At 74.2% G+C, this 18115-nt stretch carries 18 protein-coding genes; 10 read left to right on the top strand and 8 right to left on the bottom strand.

Annotation, left to right across the window (positions count from 1 at the left end):
- Window positions 1-11 precede the first annotated feature (11 nt).
- Genes CKO43_RS03825 through CKO43_RS03815 form a run of 3 tightly spaced genes read right to left on the bottom strand, consistent with a single transcriptional unit; the run spans window position 12 to window position 2669 of the window.
- Entirely contained in the window at window positions 12-872 is an 861-nt protein-coding gene (locus CKO43_RS03825) for a cytochrome c3 family protein (RefSeq protein WP_200231609.1), read from the bottom strand.
- Window positions 869-1447, bottom strand: coding sequence for a hypothetical protein (locus tag CKO43_RS03820; RefSeq protein WP_200377881.1), 579 nt, complete (start codon window positions 1445-1447; stop codon window positions 869-871). Before CKO43_RS03820 ends, CKO43_RS03825 begins: the two co-directional genes overlap by 4 nt.
- Before the next feature lies 1 nt (window position 1448).
- Window positions 1449-2669 (bottom strand): 2Fe-2S iron-sulfur cluster-binding protein, encoded by a 1221-nt coding sequence (locus CKO43_RS03815; RefSeq protein ID WP_200377880.1) that lies wholly within the window; start codon window positions 2667-2669, stop codon window positions 1449-1451.
- Between the two features lie 272 nt (window positions 2670-2941).
- On the opposite strand from CKO43_RS03815, the gene CKO43_RS03810 reads away from it, so the two are divergent.
- Both CKO43_RS03810 and CKO43_RS03805 read left to right on the top strand, forming a co-directional pair.
- The gene (locus CKO43_RS03810; RefSeq protein ID WP_200377879.1) at window positions 2942-4558 is read left to right on the top strand and encodes an FAD-binding dehydrogenase; all 1617 of its coding nucleotides are present in this window, start codon (window positions 2942-2944) and stop codon (window positions 4556-4558) included.
- Window positions 4555-6300 (top strand): thiamine pyrophosphate-binding protein, encoded by a 1746-nt coding sequence (locus tag CKO43_RS03805; RefSeq protein WP_200377878.1) that lies wholly within the window; start codon window positions 4555-4557, stop codon window positions 6298-6300. The genes CKO43_RS03810 and CKO43_RS03805 overlap by 4 nt, the downstream gene beginning before the upstream one ends.
- Here CKO43_RS03805 and CKO43_RS03800 read toward each other — a convergent pair whose 3' ends face one another.
- Window positions 6301-6996 (bottom strand): Crp/Fnr family transcriptional regulator, encoded by a 696-nt coding sequence (locus CKO43_RS03800; RefSeq protein WP_200377877.1) that lies wholly within the window; start codon window positions 6994-6996, stop codon window positions 6301-6303.
- A 117-nt stretch (window positions 6997-7113) separates the two neighbouring features.
- Between CKO43_RS03800 and CKO43_RS03795 the strand changes: the two genes are divergently transcribed.
- From CKO43_RS03795 to CKO43_RS03785, 3 genes are read left to right on the top strand one after another with little or no spacing between them, the layout of a single operon-like run.
- Window positions 7114-7923 (top strand): 5'-methylthioadenosine/adenosylhomocysteine nucleosidase, encoded by an 810-nt coding sequence (locus CKO43_RS03795; protein WP_200377876.1) that lies wholly within the window; start codon window positions 7114-7116, stop codon window positions 7921-7923.
- A 32-nt stretch (window positions 7924-7955) separates the two neighbouring features.
- Window positions 7956-8738, top strand: a complete 783-nt coding sequence (locus CKO43_RS03790; protein WP_200377875.1) for an acetoacetate decarboxylase family protein — start codon at window positions 7956-7958, stop codon at window positions 8736-8738.
- A complete protein-coding gene (locus CKO43_RS03785; protein WP_200377874.1) occupies window positions 8731-9510 on the top strand; it encodes a helix-turn-helix domain-containing protein in 780 nt (259 codons plus the stop codon). Before CKO43_RS03790 ends, CKO43_RS03785 begins: the two co-directional genes overlap by 8 nt.
- Here CKO43_RS03785 and CKO43_RS03780 read toward each other — a convergent pair.
- The gene (locus CKO43_RS03780) at window positions 9495-10652 is read right to left on the bottom strand and encodes an aminotransferase class III-fold pyridoxal phosphate-dependent enzyme (protein ID WP_200377873.1); all 1158 of its coding nucleotides are present in this window, start codon (window positions 10650-10652) and stop codon (window positions 9495-9497) included. The two genes, CKO43_RS03785 and CKO43_RS03780, sit on opposite strands and share 16 nt — an antisense overlap.
- Before the next feature lie 73 nt (window positions 10653-10725).
- Window positions 10726-11268: a GNAT family N-acetyltransferase gene (locus tag CKO43_RS03775; protein ID WP_200377872.1), complete on the bottom strand. Its 543-nt coding sequence runs from the start codon at window positions 11266-11268 to the stop codon at window positions 10726-10728.
- A gap of 54 nt (window positions 11269-11322) precedes the next feature.
- Here CKO43_RS03775 and CKO43_RS03770 point away from each other — a divergent pair, with 54 nt between their 5' ends.
- A complete protein-coding gene (locus CKO43_RS03770) occupies window positions 11323-12156 on the top strand; it encodes an SIR2 family NAD-dependent protein deacylase (protein WP_200377871.1) in 834 nt (277 codons plus the stop codon).
- A gap of 20 nt (window positions 12157-12176) precedes the next feature.
- Window positions 12177-13199 (top strand): hypothetical protein, encoded by a 1023-nt coding sequence (locus CKO43_RS03765; protein ID WP_200377870.1) that lies wholly within the window; start codon window positions 12177-12179, stop codon window positions 13197-13199.
- Window positions 13200-13206: 7 nt separating this feature from the next.
- Here the strand turns inward: CKO43_RS03765 and CKO43_RS03760 are convergent, their stop codons facing one another.
- Window positions 13207-13536: a four-helix bundle copper-binding protein gene (locus CKO43_RS03760; RefSeq protein WP_200377869.1), complete on the bottom strand. Its 330-nt coding sequence runs from the start codon at window positions 13534-13536 to the stop codon at window positions 13207-13209.
- A gap of 107 nt (window positions 13537-13643) precedes the next feature.
- Entirely contained in the window at window positions 13644-14414 is a 771-nt protein-coding gene (locus CKO43_RS03755; protein ID WP_200377868.1) for a YkgJ family cysteine cluster protein, read from the bottom strand.
- 127 nt (window positions 14415-14541) lie between these two features.
- Between CKO43_RS03755 and CKO43_RS03750 the strand changes: the two genes are divergently transcribed.
- The 3 genes from CKO43_RS03750 to CKO43_RS03740 all read left to right on the top strand — a co-directional run bounded on the left by CKO43_RS03750 (window position 14542) and on the right by CKO43_RS03740 (window position 18076).
- Window positions 14542-16818: an ATP-dependent DNA helicase gene (locus tag CKO43_RS03750; RefSeq protein ID WP_200377867.1), complete on the top strand. Its 2277-nt coding sequence runs from the start codon at window positions 14542-14544 to the stop codon at window positions 16816-16818.
- 27 nt (window positions 16819-16845) lie between these two features.
- The gene (locus CKO43_RS03745) at window positions 16846-17676 is read left to right on the top strand and encodes an alpha/beta fold hydrolase (protein ID WP_200377866.1); all 831 of its coding nucleotides are present in this window, start codon (window positions 16846-16848) and stop codon (window positions 17674-17676) included.
- 118 nt (window positions 17677-17794) lie between these two features.
- Window positions 17795-18076, top strand: coding sequence for a helix-turn-helix domain-containing protein (locus CKO43_RS03740; RefSeq protein WP_200377865.1), 282 nt, complete (start codon window positions 17795-17797; stop codon window positions 18074-18076).
- The last annotated feature ends 39 nt before the right edge of the window (window positions 18077-18115 follow it).

The following is an 18115-nucleotide window of genomic DNA, read 5'->3' as shown; positions in this document are numbered from 1 at the left end:
TCGCGGCCACCTCAGTCGCGCCCGCGGCGGGAGCCGCCGCCGTGCCCTTCGTCGTCGGCGCTGCGGTGGCATTCGACGCAGTCGTCGAAGTTGCGGATCCCCTCCTCGGCGTGTTCGGAGCGGATGCTGGCGGGGCTGTGTTCATGGCAGCCGTAGCAGGTGTAGCGGCTGTAGTCGTTGCCGACGTGGCAGGTGCGGCATTCGGCGTTGTGGTCGCGGTCGAGCACGAAGTGGCGGTCATGGTCGAAGGTGGCGGGCGTCCAGGCCTGCGTGCCGTGGCAGGTGGCGCAGCGGCCGTCCAGACGTGCATGCAGGCGGTCCTGGGGCGGCGCGTGGCAGCTCTGGCAGCGGGCCTCGGCGCTCGCGCCCAGCAGCGCGTGGTCGAAGGCGCCGACCTTCCAGCTGCGCGTGCCATGGCACTGCGCGCAGCCTTCCTTCAGGTTCTCGTGGATGCGGGTCTGCGGCTGCGCATGGCAGCCGCCGCACTGCTGCTGCACCGCCGGCAGCAGCATCTCGTGGGCGAAACCCTTGCGGTCGCGCAGCGTCTGGCGCGGGCCGAGATGGTCGCTGTGACAGCCGGCGCAGTCCTGCTGCGCGAGCTGCTGGTGAAAGGCGATGCGGGGCGCCGCGGCGACGATCGTCACCCCCTTGGTGGTGCGCAGGCCGACGTCGGCCGGGGTGTGGCAGCTGCTGCAGCGGGCCGCCGCGGTACCGCGCCATGGCGCATGGCAGGCGAAACAGTCGCCGGCGAGTTCGGCATGCCCCTTGGACAGCGGGCCCGGGCTCACCATCAGCTGCGGCCGGGCGAACACGAGCACGATCAGCACGACGAGATTGACCGCGATGATGGCCAGGGCGAGCGGGTGTTTCATACCCACTCCCAGAACAGGAAGACGGCGACGATGTGCGCGATCGCGAGCACCGTGAACGCGAGCGTGATCGGGAAGTGCACCACGCGCCACTGGCGCACGATGTCGAAGGTGAAGCTGTCCCAGTACAGCCGCTCGTCCTGCTCGGCGGCCGACAGGCCGCGCTCCTGCATGCGCTGCCGCGCGTCTTCCAGGCGCCGGCGCGAGCGCTCGATCAGCAGCTTGCCGGTGAGCCCGCTGCCGACGTTGATCAGCATCGCGATGACGGCCAGCCAGCCGAGCACGGCATGGAAGTGCACGCCGGCATGCACCAGCACCAGCAGCGAGCCCGTCCAGGCCACGACCTCGTGAAAACGCAGCAGCTGCGCCGGGTTGCCGCGGGTGAGGACCTTGCGCTTGCGCAGCGAGTAGACCGTCGACGCGATGATCATCAGCGTGCCCGGAATGCCGAGGTAGCGCCCGACCCAGACCGCGTCGAGCGCGTGCAGCAAGGCGTCGATGGCCAGCGCGAGCAGCGCCAGCCCCGTCAGCCCGGCGATCAGGGGCAGGACTTCCCGTTGCAGCAGGCGGGCGCGCATCTCAGGCCTCCAGCACCAGCGCCGACGTCGGCTTGCCCACGCACAGCAGGCAGTGCCCCGGCGCGACGTCGTGGTCGGGCTGGTGGGCGTACTGCACGCTGCCGCTGGCCACCCGCGTCTCGCAGGCGCCGCAACCGCCCGAGCGGCAACCCGACTCGACCTTGACGCCGTTGCGCTCGGCGAAGTCCAGCAGCGTGGCGTCGCGCCCGTCCCAGACCAGCGTCCGGCCCGAACGGCGGAAACTCACCTCGATCGCCAGCGGCGCCGCCGGCACCTGGACCGGTGCCGCCATCGAGGCCGGGCCGAAGGCCTCGTAGCGCACATCCTCGGGCGGCACGCCCCAGACGCCGAGCGCGGGCACCAGGGCCTGCATCATCGGCGGCGGCCCGCAGATGAAGAACCGGTGGCGCCCGTGCGGCAAAGCGCGCTTGAGCAGTTCGACGCCGACGAAGCCGGTGTGTTCGTAGTCGCGCCCGGCCTCGTCGCCACCTGCCGGCTGGCTGAAGACACGGTGCAGCGCAAACGCCGGATGGGCCAGGGCCAGGGCCGCCAGGTCGGCCCCGAAAGCGAGTTCGGCGCCGTTGCGCACGCCGTAGAACAGGTGCACAGGCCGCTGCGGCGCCTCGGCCAGACTGCAGCGCAGCATCGCCAGCATCGGCGTGATGCCGATGCCGCCGGCGATCAGCACCACCGGCAGCGACTCCTCCGCGTCGAGCACGAAGTGCCCGGACGGAGCCCGCAACCTGAGCACGTCGCCGACCTGCACGCGCTCGTGGAAGTGGCCTGACACCTGACCCGGCGGCAACTCGGGCCGCCCCGGCGGAGGCGGCACACGCTTGATCGTCACCCGGTAAGCCCGGGCATCGGGCGCGTCCGACAAGGAGTAGCAGCGCGTCAGCGTGCGTGGCCCGTCGGCGCCCGGCAGGTCCACCGCGAAGGTCAGGAAGCGCCCAGGAAGGTAGGGCGGCAGCGGCCCGCCTTCAAGCGGCTCCAGATAGAACGAGCACTGGGTTTGCGCGCCGTCTTCGTAGGCCCGGCGCGTGACGCGGAACTCGCGCCAGCCGGCCCAGGCCGCATCCGGCGGCAGCGCCGACGTCCCGACGGCGAGCGCAGGCAACCCGGCAGCCGCTGCACGCTTGCGCCACCAGACGAGCACGATCGCAGCGCCGACCTGAAGCAGCGCGGCAGCGACGATCCATCCGAAGAGTTGCAGAGCAGTCATCCAGCAGCCTGTCGACGCGCGCCGCCCGAGGGCAAACGCGCCGGAATCTTCATCGTCTTCCCGGCCGGATCCCGCCGCTTGATCTGGCACAAGTCGGCCACCGGGGTTCAGGGAGCCTTAAGACAACCCTCCAGCGAGGCGCCAACCCGGCCACCCACACCCCGTGCCGGGTTTGCCCTCGCTGCCCCGGCCTCGCCGTGTCGGCCTTTGGACAGACGGATGGCGCGCCGGCGGCCGAGACTCCAGCCTCACCGTTTCAGGCCCCGCCGCCGATGCCTCCCGCCGCCTCCTCCCGCACCCTCGTCGTCGGCGCCGGCCCCGCCGGGCTGGCGGCCGCGCTCGGCCTGCTAGACGCCGGCCACGCGGTGACGCTGCTCGAACGCGGCCCCGAGCCCGGCGGCCTGGGGCTGCACGCGTTCGGCGGCATGGCCTTGTGCGGCACGCCGCTGCAGCGCCGCGCCGGCATTCCCGACAGCCCGGCGCTGGCGCTGGCCGACTGGCTGTCGTTCGCCGAGTTCGACGCCGGCGACGTCTGGCCGCGGCGCTGGGCCGAGCACTACGTCGAACGCTGCGTGCCCGAGGTCTACGAGTGGCTGCACGCCCGCGGCCTGCGTTTCATCCCGGCGGTGCAGTGGGTCGAACGCGGCGACACGCGCCCGGGCAACAGCCTGCCGCGCTACCACGTGCTCTGGGGCACGGCGCGCCACATGACGGCGACGCTGATCGCCGCGCTGCGCCAGCACCCGCAGGCGGCGCGGCTGGAGCTGCGGCTGCGGCACCGCGTCGACGACTTCTCCACCAGCGGCGGCCGCATCGCCGGCGTGCGCGGCGTGGCCGAAGCCAGCGCCCGCGAGTTCGAGCTCGAAGCCGACACCGTGATCGTCGCCGCCGGCGGCCTGACCGGCGACCTGGCGCGTGTGCGCGCCCACTGGCCCGCCGCCGACGGCGCGGCGCCGCGCGAGCTGCTCAACGGCTCGCACCCGCACGCCGACGGCCGGCTGCACGACGCCGCCGCACGCCGCGGCGCGCGCCTCACGCACCTGGGCCGGATGTGGAACTACGCCGCCGGCGTGCAGCACCCCAACCCGCAGTTCGACGGCCACGGCCTGAGCCTGGTGCCGGCACGTTCGGCGCTGTGGCTGGACCCGGACGGACAGCGCATCGGCCCGCAACCCTTCGTCACCGGCTTCGACACCCATGCGATGGTGGCGCGCATCGCCCGCGAAGCCTGGCCCTGGACCTGGCAGCTGATGAACCGGCGCATCGCGGTCAAGGAGCTGGCCGCCTCGGGCGCCGAACACAACCCGCAGATCCGCGAACGCCGCGTCTTCGGTTTCCTGCGCCAGCTCGTGCGCGGCCAGCCCGAACTCGTCGACGAACTGCTGGCCCGCTGCCCCGACGTCGTCCAGGCCGGCACGCTGGAGCGGCTGGCCGAGCGCATGAACGCCGTCGCGGGTGACAAGCGCATCAGCGCGCAGACGCTGGCGGCGCAGATCGCGCCCTACGACGCCCAGATCGCGCGCGGCCCGCGTTTCCACGACGACGACCAGCTGCGCCGCATCGAGCAGCTGCGGCGCTGGCGCGGCGACCGCGTGCGCACCTGCCGCTACCAGCGCATCCTCGACCCCGACGCCGGGCCGCTGCTGGCGGTGCGCTGCCGCATCCTGACGCGCAAGTCCATGGGCGGTCTGCAGACCGACCTCGCGAGCCGCGTGCTGGACGGGGCCGGCACGCCGATCGCCGGGCTCTACGCCGTCGGCGAGGCGGCGGGTTTCGGCGGCGGCGGCGCCAGCGGGCGCAAGTCGCTCGAAGGCAGCTTCCTGCCGGGCTGCCTGCTCACCGCCCACGCCGCCGTGCGCCACATCACCGGCCGACAGGAGATGCGATGAAGAAGACCGCCGCCGAACTGGTGCGCCACGCGCTCGAACAGCTGGGGGTGCGCCACACCTTCGGCATCCCGGGCGTGCACAACACCGAGACCTACGACGCGCTCGCCGGCTCGGCGACGGTGCGCCCGATCCGCGTCACCCACGAAGGCAACGCCGCCTTCATGGCCGACGCCGTCAGCCGCACCAACGAACACCTGGGCACGCTGCTGATCGTGCCCGCCGCCGGCACCGCGCTGGCGATGGCCGGCATCGGCGAGGCCTTTCTCGACGGCATCCCGATGCTGGTGATCTCCGGCGGCACGCACGGCAGCCACGGCTTCAAGTACCAGCTGCACGAGATCGACCAGCTCGCCTGGGTGAAACCGGTGACCAAGGGCGCCTGGCGGATCACGCGCCACCGCGACGTCGTGCCGACGCTGTACGAAGCCTGGCGCACCGCGAAACGCGGCGAGCCCGGGCCGGTGTTCGTCGAGATCCCGGTGGACCTGCAGATGATCCCGGGCGAGGTCGACGAGTTGCCCGCCTTCGACCCCGGGCCGCAAACCGAGGCCTTCGACGACGGCGCGATCGAAGCCGCCGCGCGGCTGCTGCTGCAGGCGCGCCGCCCGGGCCTGTTCGTCGGCTGGGGCGCGGTCGACTGCGGCGCGAGCATCGCCACCATCGCCGAGCGCCTGGGCGCGCCGGTGGCGACGACGCTGCAGGGCCTGAGCGCCTTCCCCGGCAACCACCCGCTGCACGCCGGCATGGGCATAGGCCCGGCGGCGGTGCCGGCGGCCGAGCAGGCGTTTGCCGACTGCGACGTGCTGCTGGCCGTCGGCAACCGTTTCGGCGAGATCGCCACCGGCAGCTACGGCCTGCGCGGCGGCTGGCGCCTGGTGCACGTGGACATCAACCCGGCGGTGTTCAACGCCAACTACCCGGCCGAGATCACGATCGCCGGCGACGCGCGCCGGGTGCTGCCGGCGCTGGCGGCGCGGCTGCAGGCACTCGGCGGCGATGCGCCGGCGGTGCGTGGTGCCGAAGTCGCGCAGCGCATCGCCGCGGCCAAGCAGGCCTACCACGACGAGTGGCTGCGCCACGACAGCCGCGGCCGCGTCAACCCGGCGCGGTTTTTCCAGGCGCTGCGCGCCGCGCTGCCCGACGAGGCCTGGGTCGTCACCGACGACGGCAACCACACCTTCCTGACCGCCGAACTCTTCGAGTCGCGGCGTGCGCGCCATCTGGTGTCGCCGACCGACTTCAACTGCATGGGCTACGGCGTGCCGGCGGCCGTCGCGATCCAGCTGACGCACCGCGAGCAGCCGGTGGTCGCGATCGTCGGCGACGGCGCCTTCCTGATGACCGGCATCGAGCTCAGCACCGCCGCCGAACACGGGCTGGGTGTCGTCGTCTGCGTCTTCAACGACGGCGAACTGGCGCAAATCTCGCAGGCCCAGCAGCTGCCCTACAACCGCAAGGCCTGCACCGTGTTGCCCGAGATCCGCATCGAAGGCATCGCGCGGGCTTCCGGCGCACGCTACCTGCGCATGGAAAGCGACGCCGACATCGAACGCGTGCTGCAGGCGGCGCGCAGCGAGGCCGCGCAGGGAGTGCCGGTGGTCGTCGACGTGCACGTCGACTACACGAAGCAGACGCGTTTCACGCAGGGCATCATCAAGACCAACCTGGCGCGCATGAGCGTCGGCAACAAGCTGCGGCTGGTGGCCCGCGCCGCCTGGCGCCGCGTCGTCACACCGGCCTGATCAGCCGCCGCCGGCCAGCCGCGCCAAGTCCAGGATCTCGATCGCGCCGCGGCTGCGGCGCAGCAGGCCGGCGGCTTCCAGCTCCTTCAGCGACTGGTTCACCGTCTGCCGCGACAGCGCCAGCATCAGCCCGAGCTGCTCCTGCGAGACCTCGAGCACGCGTTTGCTGCGCCCCTGCCAGGCGCCGTAGCCGCCGGCCATCGCCGCCAGCCGGCGCGCCAGCCGCGGTGTCGGCGGCAGCAGCGCCAGTTCTTCGACGGCGGCGAAGGTCAGGCGCAGCTTGTTCGTCAGCAGCCGGCCGAAAGCCTGCCAGTGGCGCGGGCGCGCCGCCAGCAGCCGCACCAGTTCGTGCTGCGGCACGTGCAGCAGCGTGCAGTCGCTCTCGGCCCAGGCGTCGTGGGTGCGCGCCGCGCCGTCGAAGAGCGCGATCTCGCCGAACCACTGCGGCGGCTCCAGCATCGCCAGCAGCGCCTCCTGCCCCGGGCCGGTGACGGCGCCGAAACGCATCACGCCGCGCACGATGGCGTACAGGCCGTCGGCTGCGTCGCCGCGGGCGAACAGCCGCTTGCCGGCGGCCAGCTGCTGCGGGCGCGCGAGCGCCAGCAGGTGGTCGGCCAGGTCTTCGGGCAGCGACGCGAACCAGGCGCCGGCACGCACGGTGTCGGCGAGTTTGGCGGGCAGCAGGGGCGCGGGCATGGCAGACAGGTTCGCAGCGGGATGGCGCCCGACGGTAGCGCAGCCGCCGGCCGCGGCGCGACGCGCCGGGGACAGCCCGAAGTCGTGCGATGCTCGCTGCCCACACCCGCGACCGCCATGGACAGCGCCCACCCTGCCCCACCCGCCCCGCTGGGCCTCGTCGCCGCGCTGCGCCAGGAGCTGCGCGAACTGCTCGAGCTGATGCCGGGCGCGCAGCGCCGGATCATCGGCAACCGCGAGTTCTGGCTGGGCGAACTGGAGGGGCATGCGGTGGTCGCGGTGCAGTCGCGCGTCGGCAAGGTGGCCGCGGCGGCGACGACGGCGACGCTGATCGCGCACTACGGCGTCGGCGCGGTGGTGCTGACCGGCATCGCCGGGGCGCTGGCGCCCGGGGTCGCGGTCGGCGATGTCGTCGTCTCGAGCGAACTGCTGCAGCACGACCTCGACGGCTCGCCCTTCTTCCCGCGCTGGGAGGTGCCGCTGACGGGGGTCTCGCGTTTTCCTGCCGACGCGGCGCTGGTCGAACGCGCCGCTGCCGCCGCGCGCGCGGCGCTGGCCGACCCGCTGGCACTGTTCGGCGCGCAGACGGTGCAGGCCTTCGGGCTGCATGCGCCGACCGTGCACACCGGGCTCATCGTCAGCGGCGACCGCTTCGTGCGCACGCGCCAGGACAGCGACACGCTGCGCCAGGCGCTGCCCGACGCGCTGGCGGTCGAGATGGAAGGCGCGGCGATCGCCCAGGTCTGCCACGAATGGGGCCTGCCCTTCGTCGCGATCCGCGCGATCTCGGACCGCGCCGACGACGACGCCCACGCCGACTTCTCGCGTTTCCTGCGCGAGGTCTGCGCGCGCTACGGTGCCGCGGTCGTGCGGCGGCTGCTGGCCGACGCGCCGCCGCCGGCCGGCGCCCGTTCCCCAGCGTTCTAGCCGCGGCCGCGGGGCCGGCGCACAGTGGCGCGATGAACACCTGGTCGCACGCCTTTACCGCCCCCTTCACAGCAGCCGGCCGCGCCGCGCTGGTGCCGCCGCCGCCCTGGCACTACGCCGGCTGGCTGCTCAACGTCGCCTTCGAACACGAGGCCGCGGGCGCCGCGGCGCTGGTGCCGCCGGCCGCCGGGCGTGCGCTCGGCCGCGGCTGCGTGCATTTCGCCGACTGGCAGGCCTGCACCGACGGCCACGAACTGCTGGACCCGGTGCTGGCCCAGTACCGCGAAACCATCGTCGTGCTCGAACTCGAACGCCCCGACGGCAGCCGCTGCAACTACTGCCCGGCGATCTGGGTCGACCAGGACATCTCGCTGCTACGCGGGCTGCTGCAGGGCTGGCCGAAGAAGGCCGGCAGCACCTGGCTGACGCGCAGCCTGCCGCTGGCGCACCCGGCCGCCGCGCCGCTGGCCGCCGGCACGCGCCTGGGGGCGACGCTGGCGGTGCGCGAACGCCGCCTGCTCGAAGCCCGCGCGACGCTCACCGGCGCACCCGGCCGGCCGCTCGGTTTCCTGGCCTTGCCGACTCTGGGCGCGGTCGGCTGGCCCGACCTGCGCCAGCCCGGCGTGATGCCCGAGCCGCGCCTGCTGCGCCCCGACATACGCGACCGCATCGGCTCCGGCTGGCACGCGGCCGAGGCCTCGCTGCAGCTGCTGGCGCATCCGCACGAGGAACTGGACGCGCTGGGCGCGGTGCGGGCCGTCGAGGCCAGCGCCGGCTGGATCGGCATCAGCGTCGCCGGAGCGCTCGATGCCTGAACACGCGCCGCCGGCACGCTCGACGGTGCGCCGGCTGCAGCTCGTCGACCTGGAACAGGTGCGCCACACCCAGGCCGGGCAGGAATGGGTGCCGCACTGGCACGAGGACTGGTCCTTCGGCGCCGTCGTGCAGGGCCGCTGCCGCTGCAGCGTCGGCGGGCAGCGCTGGCAGCCCCGTGCCGGCGACCTGATCGCGATCGCGCCGGGCACGGTGCACACCGGCGTGCTCGAAGCCACCGGCGCGCCGGTGCTGGTGGTGATGTTCTACGTGCCCGGGCGCTGGCTGCGCCGCGCCGGGCTGGTGCCGCCTGCGGCCAGCGGGCTCGTGCCGGCCCCGGAGCTGGCGGCACGAGCCGCGGCGCTGGACACGCTCGACGCCGTGCAGGCCTGGCTGCACGCCGCCGTCGCCGAACTCGGCGCCGGGCTGGCCGCGGCCGAAACCGGCCCGGGGCCGACGGCGGCCGAACACCAGGTGCTCGCCGGCCTGCGCGCCGCGGTGACGGCCGGCGAGACCCGCGTCGCCGCGCTCGCGCAGCGCTGCGGCATCGGCCGCCGCCGGCTGCACCAGGTGCTCGTGCGCTGGACCGGCACGTCGCCGTCGGACTACCTGCGCCAGGCGCGGCTGCACCAGGCGCGGCAACGCCTGGACGCGGGCGAGAGCCTGGCCGAGGTCGCCGCGGCCTGCGGTTTTGCCGACCAGGCGCATTTCACACGCTGGTTCCGCCGCGCCTTCGGCTACACGCCGGGCGACTGGCTTCAGGCCGGGCGCTGAACGAGCAGCCGCCCGATCGCCCGCAGCAGCGCGTCGACCATCACCCGCGTCACGACCAGCGGCGGCATGAAACGCAGGCTGGCAGCACGCTGGCCGACGACGAAACCGGCGTCGAACAGCCCGGCCGCGAGCTGGCGCGCCAGCGCCTCGTCGGCAAGCTGCAGCGCCAGCATCAGCCCGCGGCCGCGCACCTGAACCACCTGCTGCGCATGGCGCGCCTGCAGCGCCTGCAGCCGCGCGAGGAAGTACTCGCCGGTGGCGGCGGCACGTTCGACCACACCCTCGGCCTCGAAGGCCGCGATCACCGCGTTCGCCGCGGCGCAGCCGGCGGGGTCGTTCTGGTGCGACTGGGCATAACGCAGCGGCTGAGCATCCAGCGCGGCGGCGACGCCGGCATCCACCGTCAGCGCGCTCACCGGATAGCCGTTGCCCAGCGCCTTGCCGCAGGCCACCAGCTGCGGCGCCAGGCCTTCGTGCTGGTAGGCGAACCAGCACCCGCTGCGGCCGAAGCCGGTGGTCACCTCGTTGGCGACGACGTAGGCGCCGCCGCGGCGCGCGGCTTCGACCAGGTGCTGCACGAAGTCGGCGCGCGGGAAACGCACGGTCTCGATCGACGCGCCGCCCAGCTCCAGCACCAGCGCCGCGACCGTGCTCCAGTCGACCGCGTCGACCGCCGCCAGGTCGTCGCAGCGGATGTCGACGCGGTGGCCGTTGTCGGCCGCCAGCCGGCCGTAGCCGAAGGCCGCGAGGTAGCTGCTGTCGATGCGGGCGAGGCGCTGGCGCCCGCTCAGGTGCATCGCCACCTGCACCCCGAGGTTGACCGCCTCCGAGCCCGAGGACAGGAAGACGCTGCGCCCGCCCGGCATGGCGTGCAGCCGCGCCAGGTTGGCGGCCAGCGCCTCGGCTTCGGCGCTGCGGAAGGCGTAGCCCTGGTGCAGCACCGTGCCCAGGCTGCGGCGCAGCGCGCGGTTCACCGCCGGGTGCGCATGGCCCAGGTTGGCGGCCCAGACGCCGGACTCGAAGTCCAGGTAGCGCCGCCCCTGGTCGTCGACGAGGCGGCAGCCGCGCGCGCGTTGCAGCACCCGTTCGGGCTGGCCGTAGAAGGGCAGGATGCCGTGGTGGGGGTCGGGGATCTCGGTCATCGGGACGTCGGCGCGGTGATGCGCCGAGGCTAAGGCGTCGCTGCCGCAGCGGGCTTGAGCCCGGACACCGGTTTCAGCCCAGGCGCGAAGGCCGCACCCAGCCGAAGAGCAGCACGTCCTCGAACACGCCGCCGACATAGAGGTGGCGCACGAGCCGGCCTTCGGCGCGCAGCCCGGCTTTCTCCAGCACACGCGCCGAGGCCGGGTTGCGCGCCAAGCAGCGGCCGACGACGCGGCTCAGGCCCAGTTGGCCGTCGGCGAAGGCCGCCAGCGCGCGTGCCGCCTCGCTCGCATAACCCAGGCCCCAGTGTTCGTGGCCGACCCAGTAGCCGAGCTCGGCACTGGCGTGGCGTGCGTTGATGCCCATCAGCGCCGCCGCGCCCAGCAGTGCGCCGTCTTCGCGGCGCACGATGGCCCAGCTGATCTCGCTGCCGTCGGCCCAGCCGGCGGCATGGCTGGCGATCCAGGCTCCGGCGGCGCCGTCGGGGTAGGGGTGCGGGATCGCCAGCGTCGTCTCGGCAACGCGGGCGTCGCCGGCCAGGCGCTGGACATCGGGAGCATCGGCCGGCACGAAGGGGCGCAGCAGCAGGCGGGGGGTGTCGAGTACGGGTTGCATGTCGGCTGGGTGGAGGCCGGCTATTCTGCGCGGCGCCCACCACTTGCCAAGCCGATGGACCCCCGCAGTCTCGCCCACGCAGCCGAAATCCTGGATCAGGCCGACGCCGTCGTCGTCGCCGCCGGTGCCGGCATCGGCGTCGACTCGGGCCTGCCCGACTTCCGCGGCGACACCGGCTTCTGGAACGCCTACCCGGCGCTCGCCGCCGCCGGGCTGCGTTTTGCCGAGATCGCGTGCCCCGACAGCTTCGCCACGGACCCCGAGCTCGCCTGGGGCTTCTACGGCCACCGGCTGGACCTGTACCGGCGCACCGTGCCGCACGCCGGTTTCGACATCCTGCGGCGCTGGACTGAACGCGCGCCGGCCGGCGGCTTCGTCTTCACCAGCAACGTCGACGGCCAGTTCCAGCGCGCCGGCCTGGCGGCCGGGCGCATCGCCGAATGCCACGGCTCGATCCACTGGCTGCAATGCACGCGCCCCTGCAGCGACACGCTCTGGCCGGCGGACGAACTGGTGGTCGAGATCGACGCCGCCGCCTGCCGCTGGCGTGCGCCGCTGCCGCGCTGCCCGCGCTGCGGCGCCGGGGCGCGGCCCAACATCCTGATGTTCGGCGACGGCGCCTGGCTGCCCGGGCGCAGCGCCGCCCAGCTCGACGCACTCGCCGGCTGGCTGCGCGGCGTGCGCCGGCCGGTCGTCGTCGAGATCGGCGCCGGCACCGCCGTGCCCTCGGTGCGGCATTTCACGCACCAGGTGCTGCACGAACACGACGGCTGCCTGATCCGGCTGAACCCGCGCGAGAGCCGCGTGCCCGGCGCGCTGCACGTCGGCCTGGCGGCGGGTGCGCTCGACGGCCTGCTGGCGCTGGACGCGGCGCTCGCCGCCGGCTGAAACCCGGCCCCGCCACGACGATGACACCCCGCGCCACCTGGTTCGAACGCCTGACCGGCGTCGCCGAGACCTCGCCCACGCAGGTGCGCCGCGACCTCGCCTGGCACGACGGCCATCTGCATTCACGCGCCAACGGCCGGCGCTGGGCCGTCGGCGAGCTGGAACTGATCACGCTGGGCGAACTGCGCCAGCGCGCCGCCGCGCTGCCCGACGTCGGCGCGCCGGCCTGCCGCGTCGTGCAGGGCGACGTGCGGGCGCTGCACCGCGACCCGGCGCACGCCGGCGCGCTGTTCCAGGTGGCTTCGCAGTTCAACCTGCTGGAGATGGTCGGCCCCGAAGTCGGGCCCGAAGACGGCGTCGGCCGCTACGAAGGCGACCACACCCAGGGCCCCGCCTGCGCCGTGGCCTGCGGCGCCGCGACCATCGTGCGCAACTACTTCGTGCCGGTGGCCGGCGGCCCGGGGCAGACGGCAGAGCGCCAGATCGACGCGCTCGCCGGCCTGGGCGACGCGCTGGCCGCGGCGACCGGGCTGCCGCGCGCGGCGCTCTGGACGATGCGCAACGGCTACGCGCTGCCCTCGCGCGCCGGGCTGGAGGCGGTCGACGCGCACCTGGCGGCACTGGACGAAACCGGCCGCGACGCGCTGCGCGCGCAGCTGGCGATCGGCGTGCACCGCGACCTCGAGGTCACCGACGTCGCCGACGCACCGGGGCCGCGCGTGTCGCAGGCCTTCTGCTCGGCGCTGCCGGTGGCGTATTCGCGCCATCACGGCGCGCCCTGGGCAGGCTTCGCGACGCTGGTGCTCGAAGCCGCCTACGAGGCCACGCTGTGGGAGGCACGGCTGGCCGCGGCGGCCGGCAAACCGCCGCTCGTGCTGCTGACGCGCCTGGGCGGCGGCGCCTTCGGCAACCGCGACGCCTGGATCGACGCCGCGATGCGCCGCGCCTTCGCCTCGCCGGCTGCCGCCGGGCTGGACCTGCGCATCGTCAGCCACGGCCCGCCGCCACCGGCGCTGGTGGCGCTGGCGGCCGAGTTCGGCTGATCCGTCCTCAGGCCGACATCGCGGCGCAGGCTTCGGCGCAGGCGAGGCAGGCCTTGGCGCAGCGCCGGCAGTGGGCGTGTTCGTGGCGCCCGCACTCGTCGGCGCAGCGGCGGCAGACGTCCTCGCACAGCACGCAGGCCGAGGCGGCGGACTCGCTGCCGTGGGCGATGTAGCTCGCGGACAGCCGGCAGATCGCCGCGCAGTCCAGGTCGAGCACGATGCAGCGCGCCAGCATCGTCACGTCGTCCTCCTTCAGGCAGGCGGCGGCGCAGCGTTCGCAGGCCTCGGCGCAGGCAGTGCAGGCATCCAGGCAGGCTTGTTCGGTGTCGTGTTTCATCGGCGGCTTTCGGCCCGCGGCGCGGGCATGGGTGGCGTGCCCGGCGACGGCGCGGGGCCTGTGCCGCCCGGGCAATCGCCGCGCCGCCGGCCGCGCCGGCGCGCCGCTCAGTACAGCGGCCGCAGGCGGTCGAACACCGCCTGCTGCTCAGCCGGTGCGACCTCGTCGCAGCGCGCACCGGCCAGCGGGTCCTCGCCGGCCCACCAGGCGGCCGCCGGGCCGGGGTGGTCCAGCGCCGTCACCAACGCCTCGTTGAACTCGTACAGCTCCCAGGCCAGGCCGGCTTCGCGCAGCGCCGACTGCAGCGCGTTCTGCACCAGCGCGCGCACCTGGCGGTGGTCACTGCTCACCGGAACCTCGGCGCGGCGGCCGGCCGCGGCCTCGGCGCAGGCGCGTGCGTCGCTGGACGCGTGGCCGCGGCAGGCCAGCGGCCGCACCGGGTAGATCACGCAGACGCCCTGGGCGAGGAAGGGGCAGCGCACCGGCGCCGCGGCACGTTCGGCTTCGCTGCGGCGATGCGTTCGCGCCTCGGCGGCACGCAGCGCGCCGACCAGGTCGATGCCGCGGTCGGCCAACGGCGGCGCGACGCGGGCGAGGAAATGCGCCGCCAGCAGCACCTCGGGCGTGCTGGCGACGACACGCAGCTGGCAGCAGGTGGCGCAGGCCTTGCGGCAGGCGGGTGGCGGCTCGTCGGCGCAGCGCAGGCGCAGGTTGCCGTCGAAGGTGTCCAGCGCCTGCGCCATCAGGCGCTCGATGCCGGTGGTCGTGCCGCGGCCCTGGGCCAGCGTGCTGTCGAATGCGCGGTGCAGCGCGCGGTAGAAGTCGAGGTCGTCGCCTGCGGGCAGGTCGGCTGCGGCGGAGTCGGTGTCGACGGTCATCGGCAAGGCGTCGGGGCCGCTGGGCGGCGGGTGCGTGCACCTTATCCGGCGTCAGGTGGCGCGGCCTTGCAGCGGCGCAAGAAGCAACGCCCCGGCCGCCGCCCCACTGGACGAAAATACAGCCGAGATGGACGCCCCCGCCGCCCCCGCCTACACCGTGCCGGTGCGCACGCTGTGTGCGTTCGCGGCCAAGACCGGCGACCTGGACCTGCGTTTCACGCCGGCGCCGAGCGCGGCCGAAGGCATCGCCGGCCACCGCATCGTCGCCACGCGCCGCGGCGCCGCGCAACAGGCCGAGGTGACGCTGGAAGCGGCCTGGCGCCACCTGCGCGTGCGCGGCCGCGCCGACGGCGTCGACCTCTCGCGTGCGCTGGTCGAAGAGGTGAAGACCCACCGCGGCCCGGTCGAGCGTGTGCCCGAACACCACCGCGCGCTGCACCGTGCCCAGGCGCGCATCTATGGCTGGCTGCTGGCCGCGGCGCACGCGCTGCCGCGGGTGACGGTGCGCGTGCTGTACTTCGACGTCGACCGCCAGACCGAAACCGCCTTCGACGAGACGCTGGACGCGGCCGAGCTGCAGGCCCACTTCGAGACCTTGTGCGGGCGTTTTGCCGCCTGGGCCGACGCCGAGCTGGTGCATCGCGCGGCGCGCGACACAGCGCTGGCGGCGCTGGCCTGGCCGCACCCGGGCTACCGCGCCGGCCAGCGTGAGCTGGCAACCGCCGTCTACAACGCCGCGCGCTCCGGCCGGCCGCTGCTGGCGCAGGCGCCCACCGGCATCGGCAAGACGATGGCGACGCTGTTCCCGGTGCTCAAGGCCATGCCGGGGCAGCGCCTGGACCGCGTCTTCTTCGTCAGCGCCAAGACCCCCGGCCGGCGCCTGGCGCTGGACGCGCTGGCGACTCTGCAGGCCGGCGGCGCGCGGCCGCTGCGTGTGCTGCAGCTGGTGGCGCGCGACAAAGCCTGCGCCGAACCCGGCCGCGCCTGCCACGGCGACGACTGCCGGCTGGCGCGCGGCTTTTACGACCGGCTGCCGGCGGCGCGCGAAGCGGCGCTGGCCGCGCTAGTCCCCGACGGCGCCGCGCTGCCCGCGGTCGCGGCCGCGCACGCCGTCTGCCCCTACTACCTGGCGCAGGAGATGGCACGCTGGGCCGACGTCGTCGTCGGCGACTACAACTACGTCTTCGACTCGGGCGCGCTGCTGCACGCGCTGGTGCAGGAGAACGGCTGGCGCGCCGTGGCGCTGGTTGACGAGGCGCACAACCTGGTGCCGCGGGCGCGCGAGATGTACAGCGCGACGCTGGACGTGGCCGCGGTGCGCGCCGCCAAACGCAGCGCGCCGGCGGCGCTGAAGCGCCCGGCCGAACGCATCGCACGGGCGCTGGCTGCGCTCGCCAAGGCCGGCGACGCACCCTTCGAGGTGGCCGACGCCGCACCCGACAAGCTGCTGGACGCGCTGCGCGGCTACGTCTCGGCCGCGGCCGAGCTGGCGGTGCAGGCGCCGGCGGCGCTGGCGGGTGACGCGCTGCAGCTGCACTTCGACGCGCTGCGTTTTGCCGAACTGGCCGAGGCGCTGGATGCGGCCAGCAGCCAGTTCGACCTGACACGCCGCCCGGGCCTGCGCGGCAAACCCGAGGCGGTGGCCTGCGTGCGCAACATCGTGCCGGCGCCCTTTCTGAAGCCGCGGCTGCAGGCGCTGCACACGGCGGTGCTGTTCTCGGCGACGCTGGCGCCGGCCCCGTACCAGCGCGACCTGCTCGGCCTGCCCGAGGGCACGGCCTGGCTGGACTGCGATTCGCCCTTCGACGCCGCGCAGCTGCAGGTGAACATCAGCCGGCTGTCGACGCGCTGGGCCGACCGGCAGGCCTCGCTGGCGCCGCTGGCGGCGCTGATCGCCGGCCAGTACCGGGAGCGGCCGGGCAACTACCTGGCGTTCTTCAGCAGCTTCGACTACCTGGAGCGTGCCGCCGCGGTGCTGCAGGCGGCCGCGCCCGAGCTGCCGCTGCGCTGCCAGCAGCGGCGCATGGGCGAAGCCGAGCGCCAGGACTTCATCGCCTCGTTCACCGAAGACGGGCGCCAGATCGCGTTCGCGGTGCTGGGCGGCGCCTTTGGCGAAGGCATAGACCTGCCGGGCACGCGCCTCGTCGGCGCCTTCGTCGCGACGCTGGGGCTGCCGCCGGTGGACGCCGTGCAGGAAGCGATGAAGACCCGGCTGGACGCCCGTTTCGGCACCGGCTGGGACTACACCTACCTCGTGCCCGGGCTGCAGAAGGTGGTGCAGGCCGCCGGCCGCGTGATCCGCACCCCCGAGGACCGCGGCGTGCTGCACCTGGTCGACGACCGTTTCGGCCGCGCCGAGGTGCGGGCGCTGCTGCCGGGGTGGTGGCGGGTGCAGCGGCGCTGAGGCTCGTCAGCGACGACAGGAGGACCGGTGTTCGAGCACTCCGACATCCCCATCCGCGGCGGCGCGCTGCACGTCGTGCAGGCACGCAGGCCGGGCCGGCCGCTGCTGGTCGTGCACGGCGGCCCCGACTGGGACCACAGCTACCTGCTGCCCGCGGTCGCGGCGCTGCCGGATCACGGCATCCGGCCCCTGCTGTTCGACCTGCGTGGCTGCGGGCGCTCGCTGCGCTGCGCCGACAGCCGCGGCTACAGCGTCGACGCCGTCGTCGGCGACATCGTCGAACTGCTGGACGCGCTGGGGCTGGCCCAGGCGGACGTGCTCGGTTTCAGCTTCGGCGGCGTCGTCGCGCAGGCGCTGGCGGCGCAGCAGCCCGGGCGCATCGACCGCCTGGTACTGGCGTCGACCGCTTACCCGGTGCCCGCCGACACGCCCCCGTTGCCTGGGCGGCCCGAGCTGCGGGCTCTGTGGAGGCGCATCTTCGACACCGAAGCCGACCCGCTGACCGCGACACGTCGGCTGGCGCTGGAAACGCTGGAACTCGACGTGCACCGCACCGAGGCGCTGGAGGCCGCGCGCCGGCTGGTCGGCGCGGTGGGCTTCTCCGGCGAGTGGCTGAGCGCGGTACGCCAGCACGGCCTGGCCGGCCGACGCGGGACGCTGGCGTCGCTGGGTGCCCTCGGTGCCCGCGTGCGGCTGGTGCATGGCGAATACGACGCCCGCTTCGCCGTCGAAGGCGCACGGGCGGCGCACCAGGCGCTGCCGGCGTCCACGCTGTGCGTCGTGCCCGGGGCGGGGCACCTGGCTTATCTCGATGCGCCCGACGAATGGCAGGCGGCGCTGATCGAGGCGCTGAACTGAAAGCCTCGGCGCGCCCATCGCTCAGAACCGATTTCAGTCCGATATCGGCTTCAAGCGATTTCTTGCGGATATCGCCCCAAGGCGATACAGTGAATATATCGCCAGGAGCCGATATTCCATGGACTACCCCGTCCACCTCAGCAGCCAGCTGCCGCAGTTCCTGAAGTCGCTGCGCAAGTCGCGCGGGCTGACGCAGACCGAGCTCGCGCGCCGGCTGGGCGTGGTGCAGTCGCGCGTGGCGGACATCGAGCGTGACCCGGGCTCGGTCAGCGTGGAGCAGCTGCTGCAGCTGCTGTCCATCCTGGGCGCGCAACTGCTGATCCAGGACCTCGAGGCCGCCGCCGCGACGACGCCGCCCGCCACGCCGCCGGACGACGATGGCCCGCGCGGCGCCTGGTGAACCGCCCGCGCCGCGGCGGCGACCGAACACCTGGCGCAA

The sequence above is a fragment of the Rubrivivax gelatinosus genome (assembly GCF_016583785.1).
Taxonomy (GTDB): Bacteria; Pseudomonadota; Gammaproteobacteria; order Burkholderiales; family Burkholderiaceae_C; genus Rubrivivax; species Rubrivivax gelatinosus_B.
This window is presented reverse-complemented; position numbering and strand designations above follow the sequence as displayed.

Coding starts and splice junctions, on each gene's coding strand:
- CKO43_RS03825 (WP_200231609.1), bottom strand. CDS start 872: ATGAAACACCCGCTCGCCCTGGCCATCATCGCGGTCAATCTCGTCGTG.
- CKO43_RS03795 (WP_200377876.1), top strand. CDS start 7,114: ATGGACAGCGCCCACCCTGCCCCACCCGCCCCGCTGGGCCTCGTCGCC.
- CKO43_RS03790 (WP_200377875.1), top strand. CDS start 7,956: ATGAACACCTGGTCGCACGCCTTTACCGCCCCCTTCACAGCAGCCGGC.
- CKO43_RS03770 (WP_200377871.1), top strand. CDS start 11,323: ATGGACCCCCGCAGTCTCGCCCACGCAGCCGAAATCCTGGATCAGGCC.
- CKO43_RS03785 (WP_200377874.1), top strand. CDS start 8,731: ATGCCTGAACACGCGCCGCCGGCACGCTCGACGGTGCGCCGGCTGCAG.
- CKO43_RS03755 (WP_200377868.1), bottom strand. CDS start 14,414: ATGACCGTCGACACCGACTCCGCCGCAGCCGACCTGCCCGCAGGCGAC.
- CKO43_RS03740 (WP_200377865.1), top strand. CDS start 17,795: ATGGACTACCCCGTCCACCTCAGCAGCCAGCTGCCGCAGTTCCTGAAG.
- CKO43_RS03800 (WP_200377877.1), bottom strand. CDS start 6,996: ATGCCCGCGCCCCTGCTGCCCGCCAAACTCGCCGACACCGTGCGTGCC.
- CKO43_RS03815 (WP_200377880.1), bottom strand. CDS start 2,669: ATGACTGCTCTGCAACTCTTCGGATGGATCGTCGCTGCCGCGCTGCTT.
- CKO43_RS03765 (WP_200377870.1), top strand. CDS start 12,177: ATGACACCCCGCGCCACCTGGTTCGAACGCCTGACCGGCGTCGCCGAG.
- CKO43_RS03780 (WP_200377873.1), bottom strand. CDS start 10,652: ATGACCGAGATCCCCGACCCCCACCACGGCATCCTGCCCTTCTACGGC.
- CKO43_RS03750 (WP_200377867.1), top strand. CDS start 14,542: ATGGACGCCCCCGCCGCCCCCGCCTACACCGTGCCGGTGCGCACGCTG.
- CKO43_RS03805 (WP_200377878.1), top strand. CDS start 4,555: ATGAAGAAGACCGCCGCCGAACTGGTGCGCCACGCGCTCGAACAGCTG.
- CKO43_RS03775 (WP_200377872.1), bottom strand. CDS start 11,268: ATGCAACCCGTACTCGACACCCCCCGCCTGCTGCTGCGCCCCTTCGTG.
- CKO43_RS03820 (WP_200377881.1), bottom strand. CDS start 1,447: ATGCGCGCCCGCCTGCTGCAACGGGAAGTCCTGCCCCTGATCGCCGGG.
- CKO43_RS03760 (WP_200377869.1), bottom strand. CDS start 13,536: ATGAAACACGACACCGAACAAGCCTGCCTGGATGCCTGCACTGCCTGC.
- CKO43_RS03810 (WP_200377879.1), top strand. CDS start 2,942: ATGCCTCCCGCCGCCTCCTCCCGCACCCTCGTCGTCGGCGCCGGCCCC.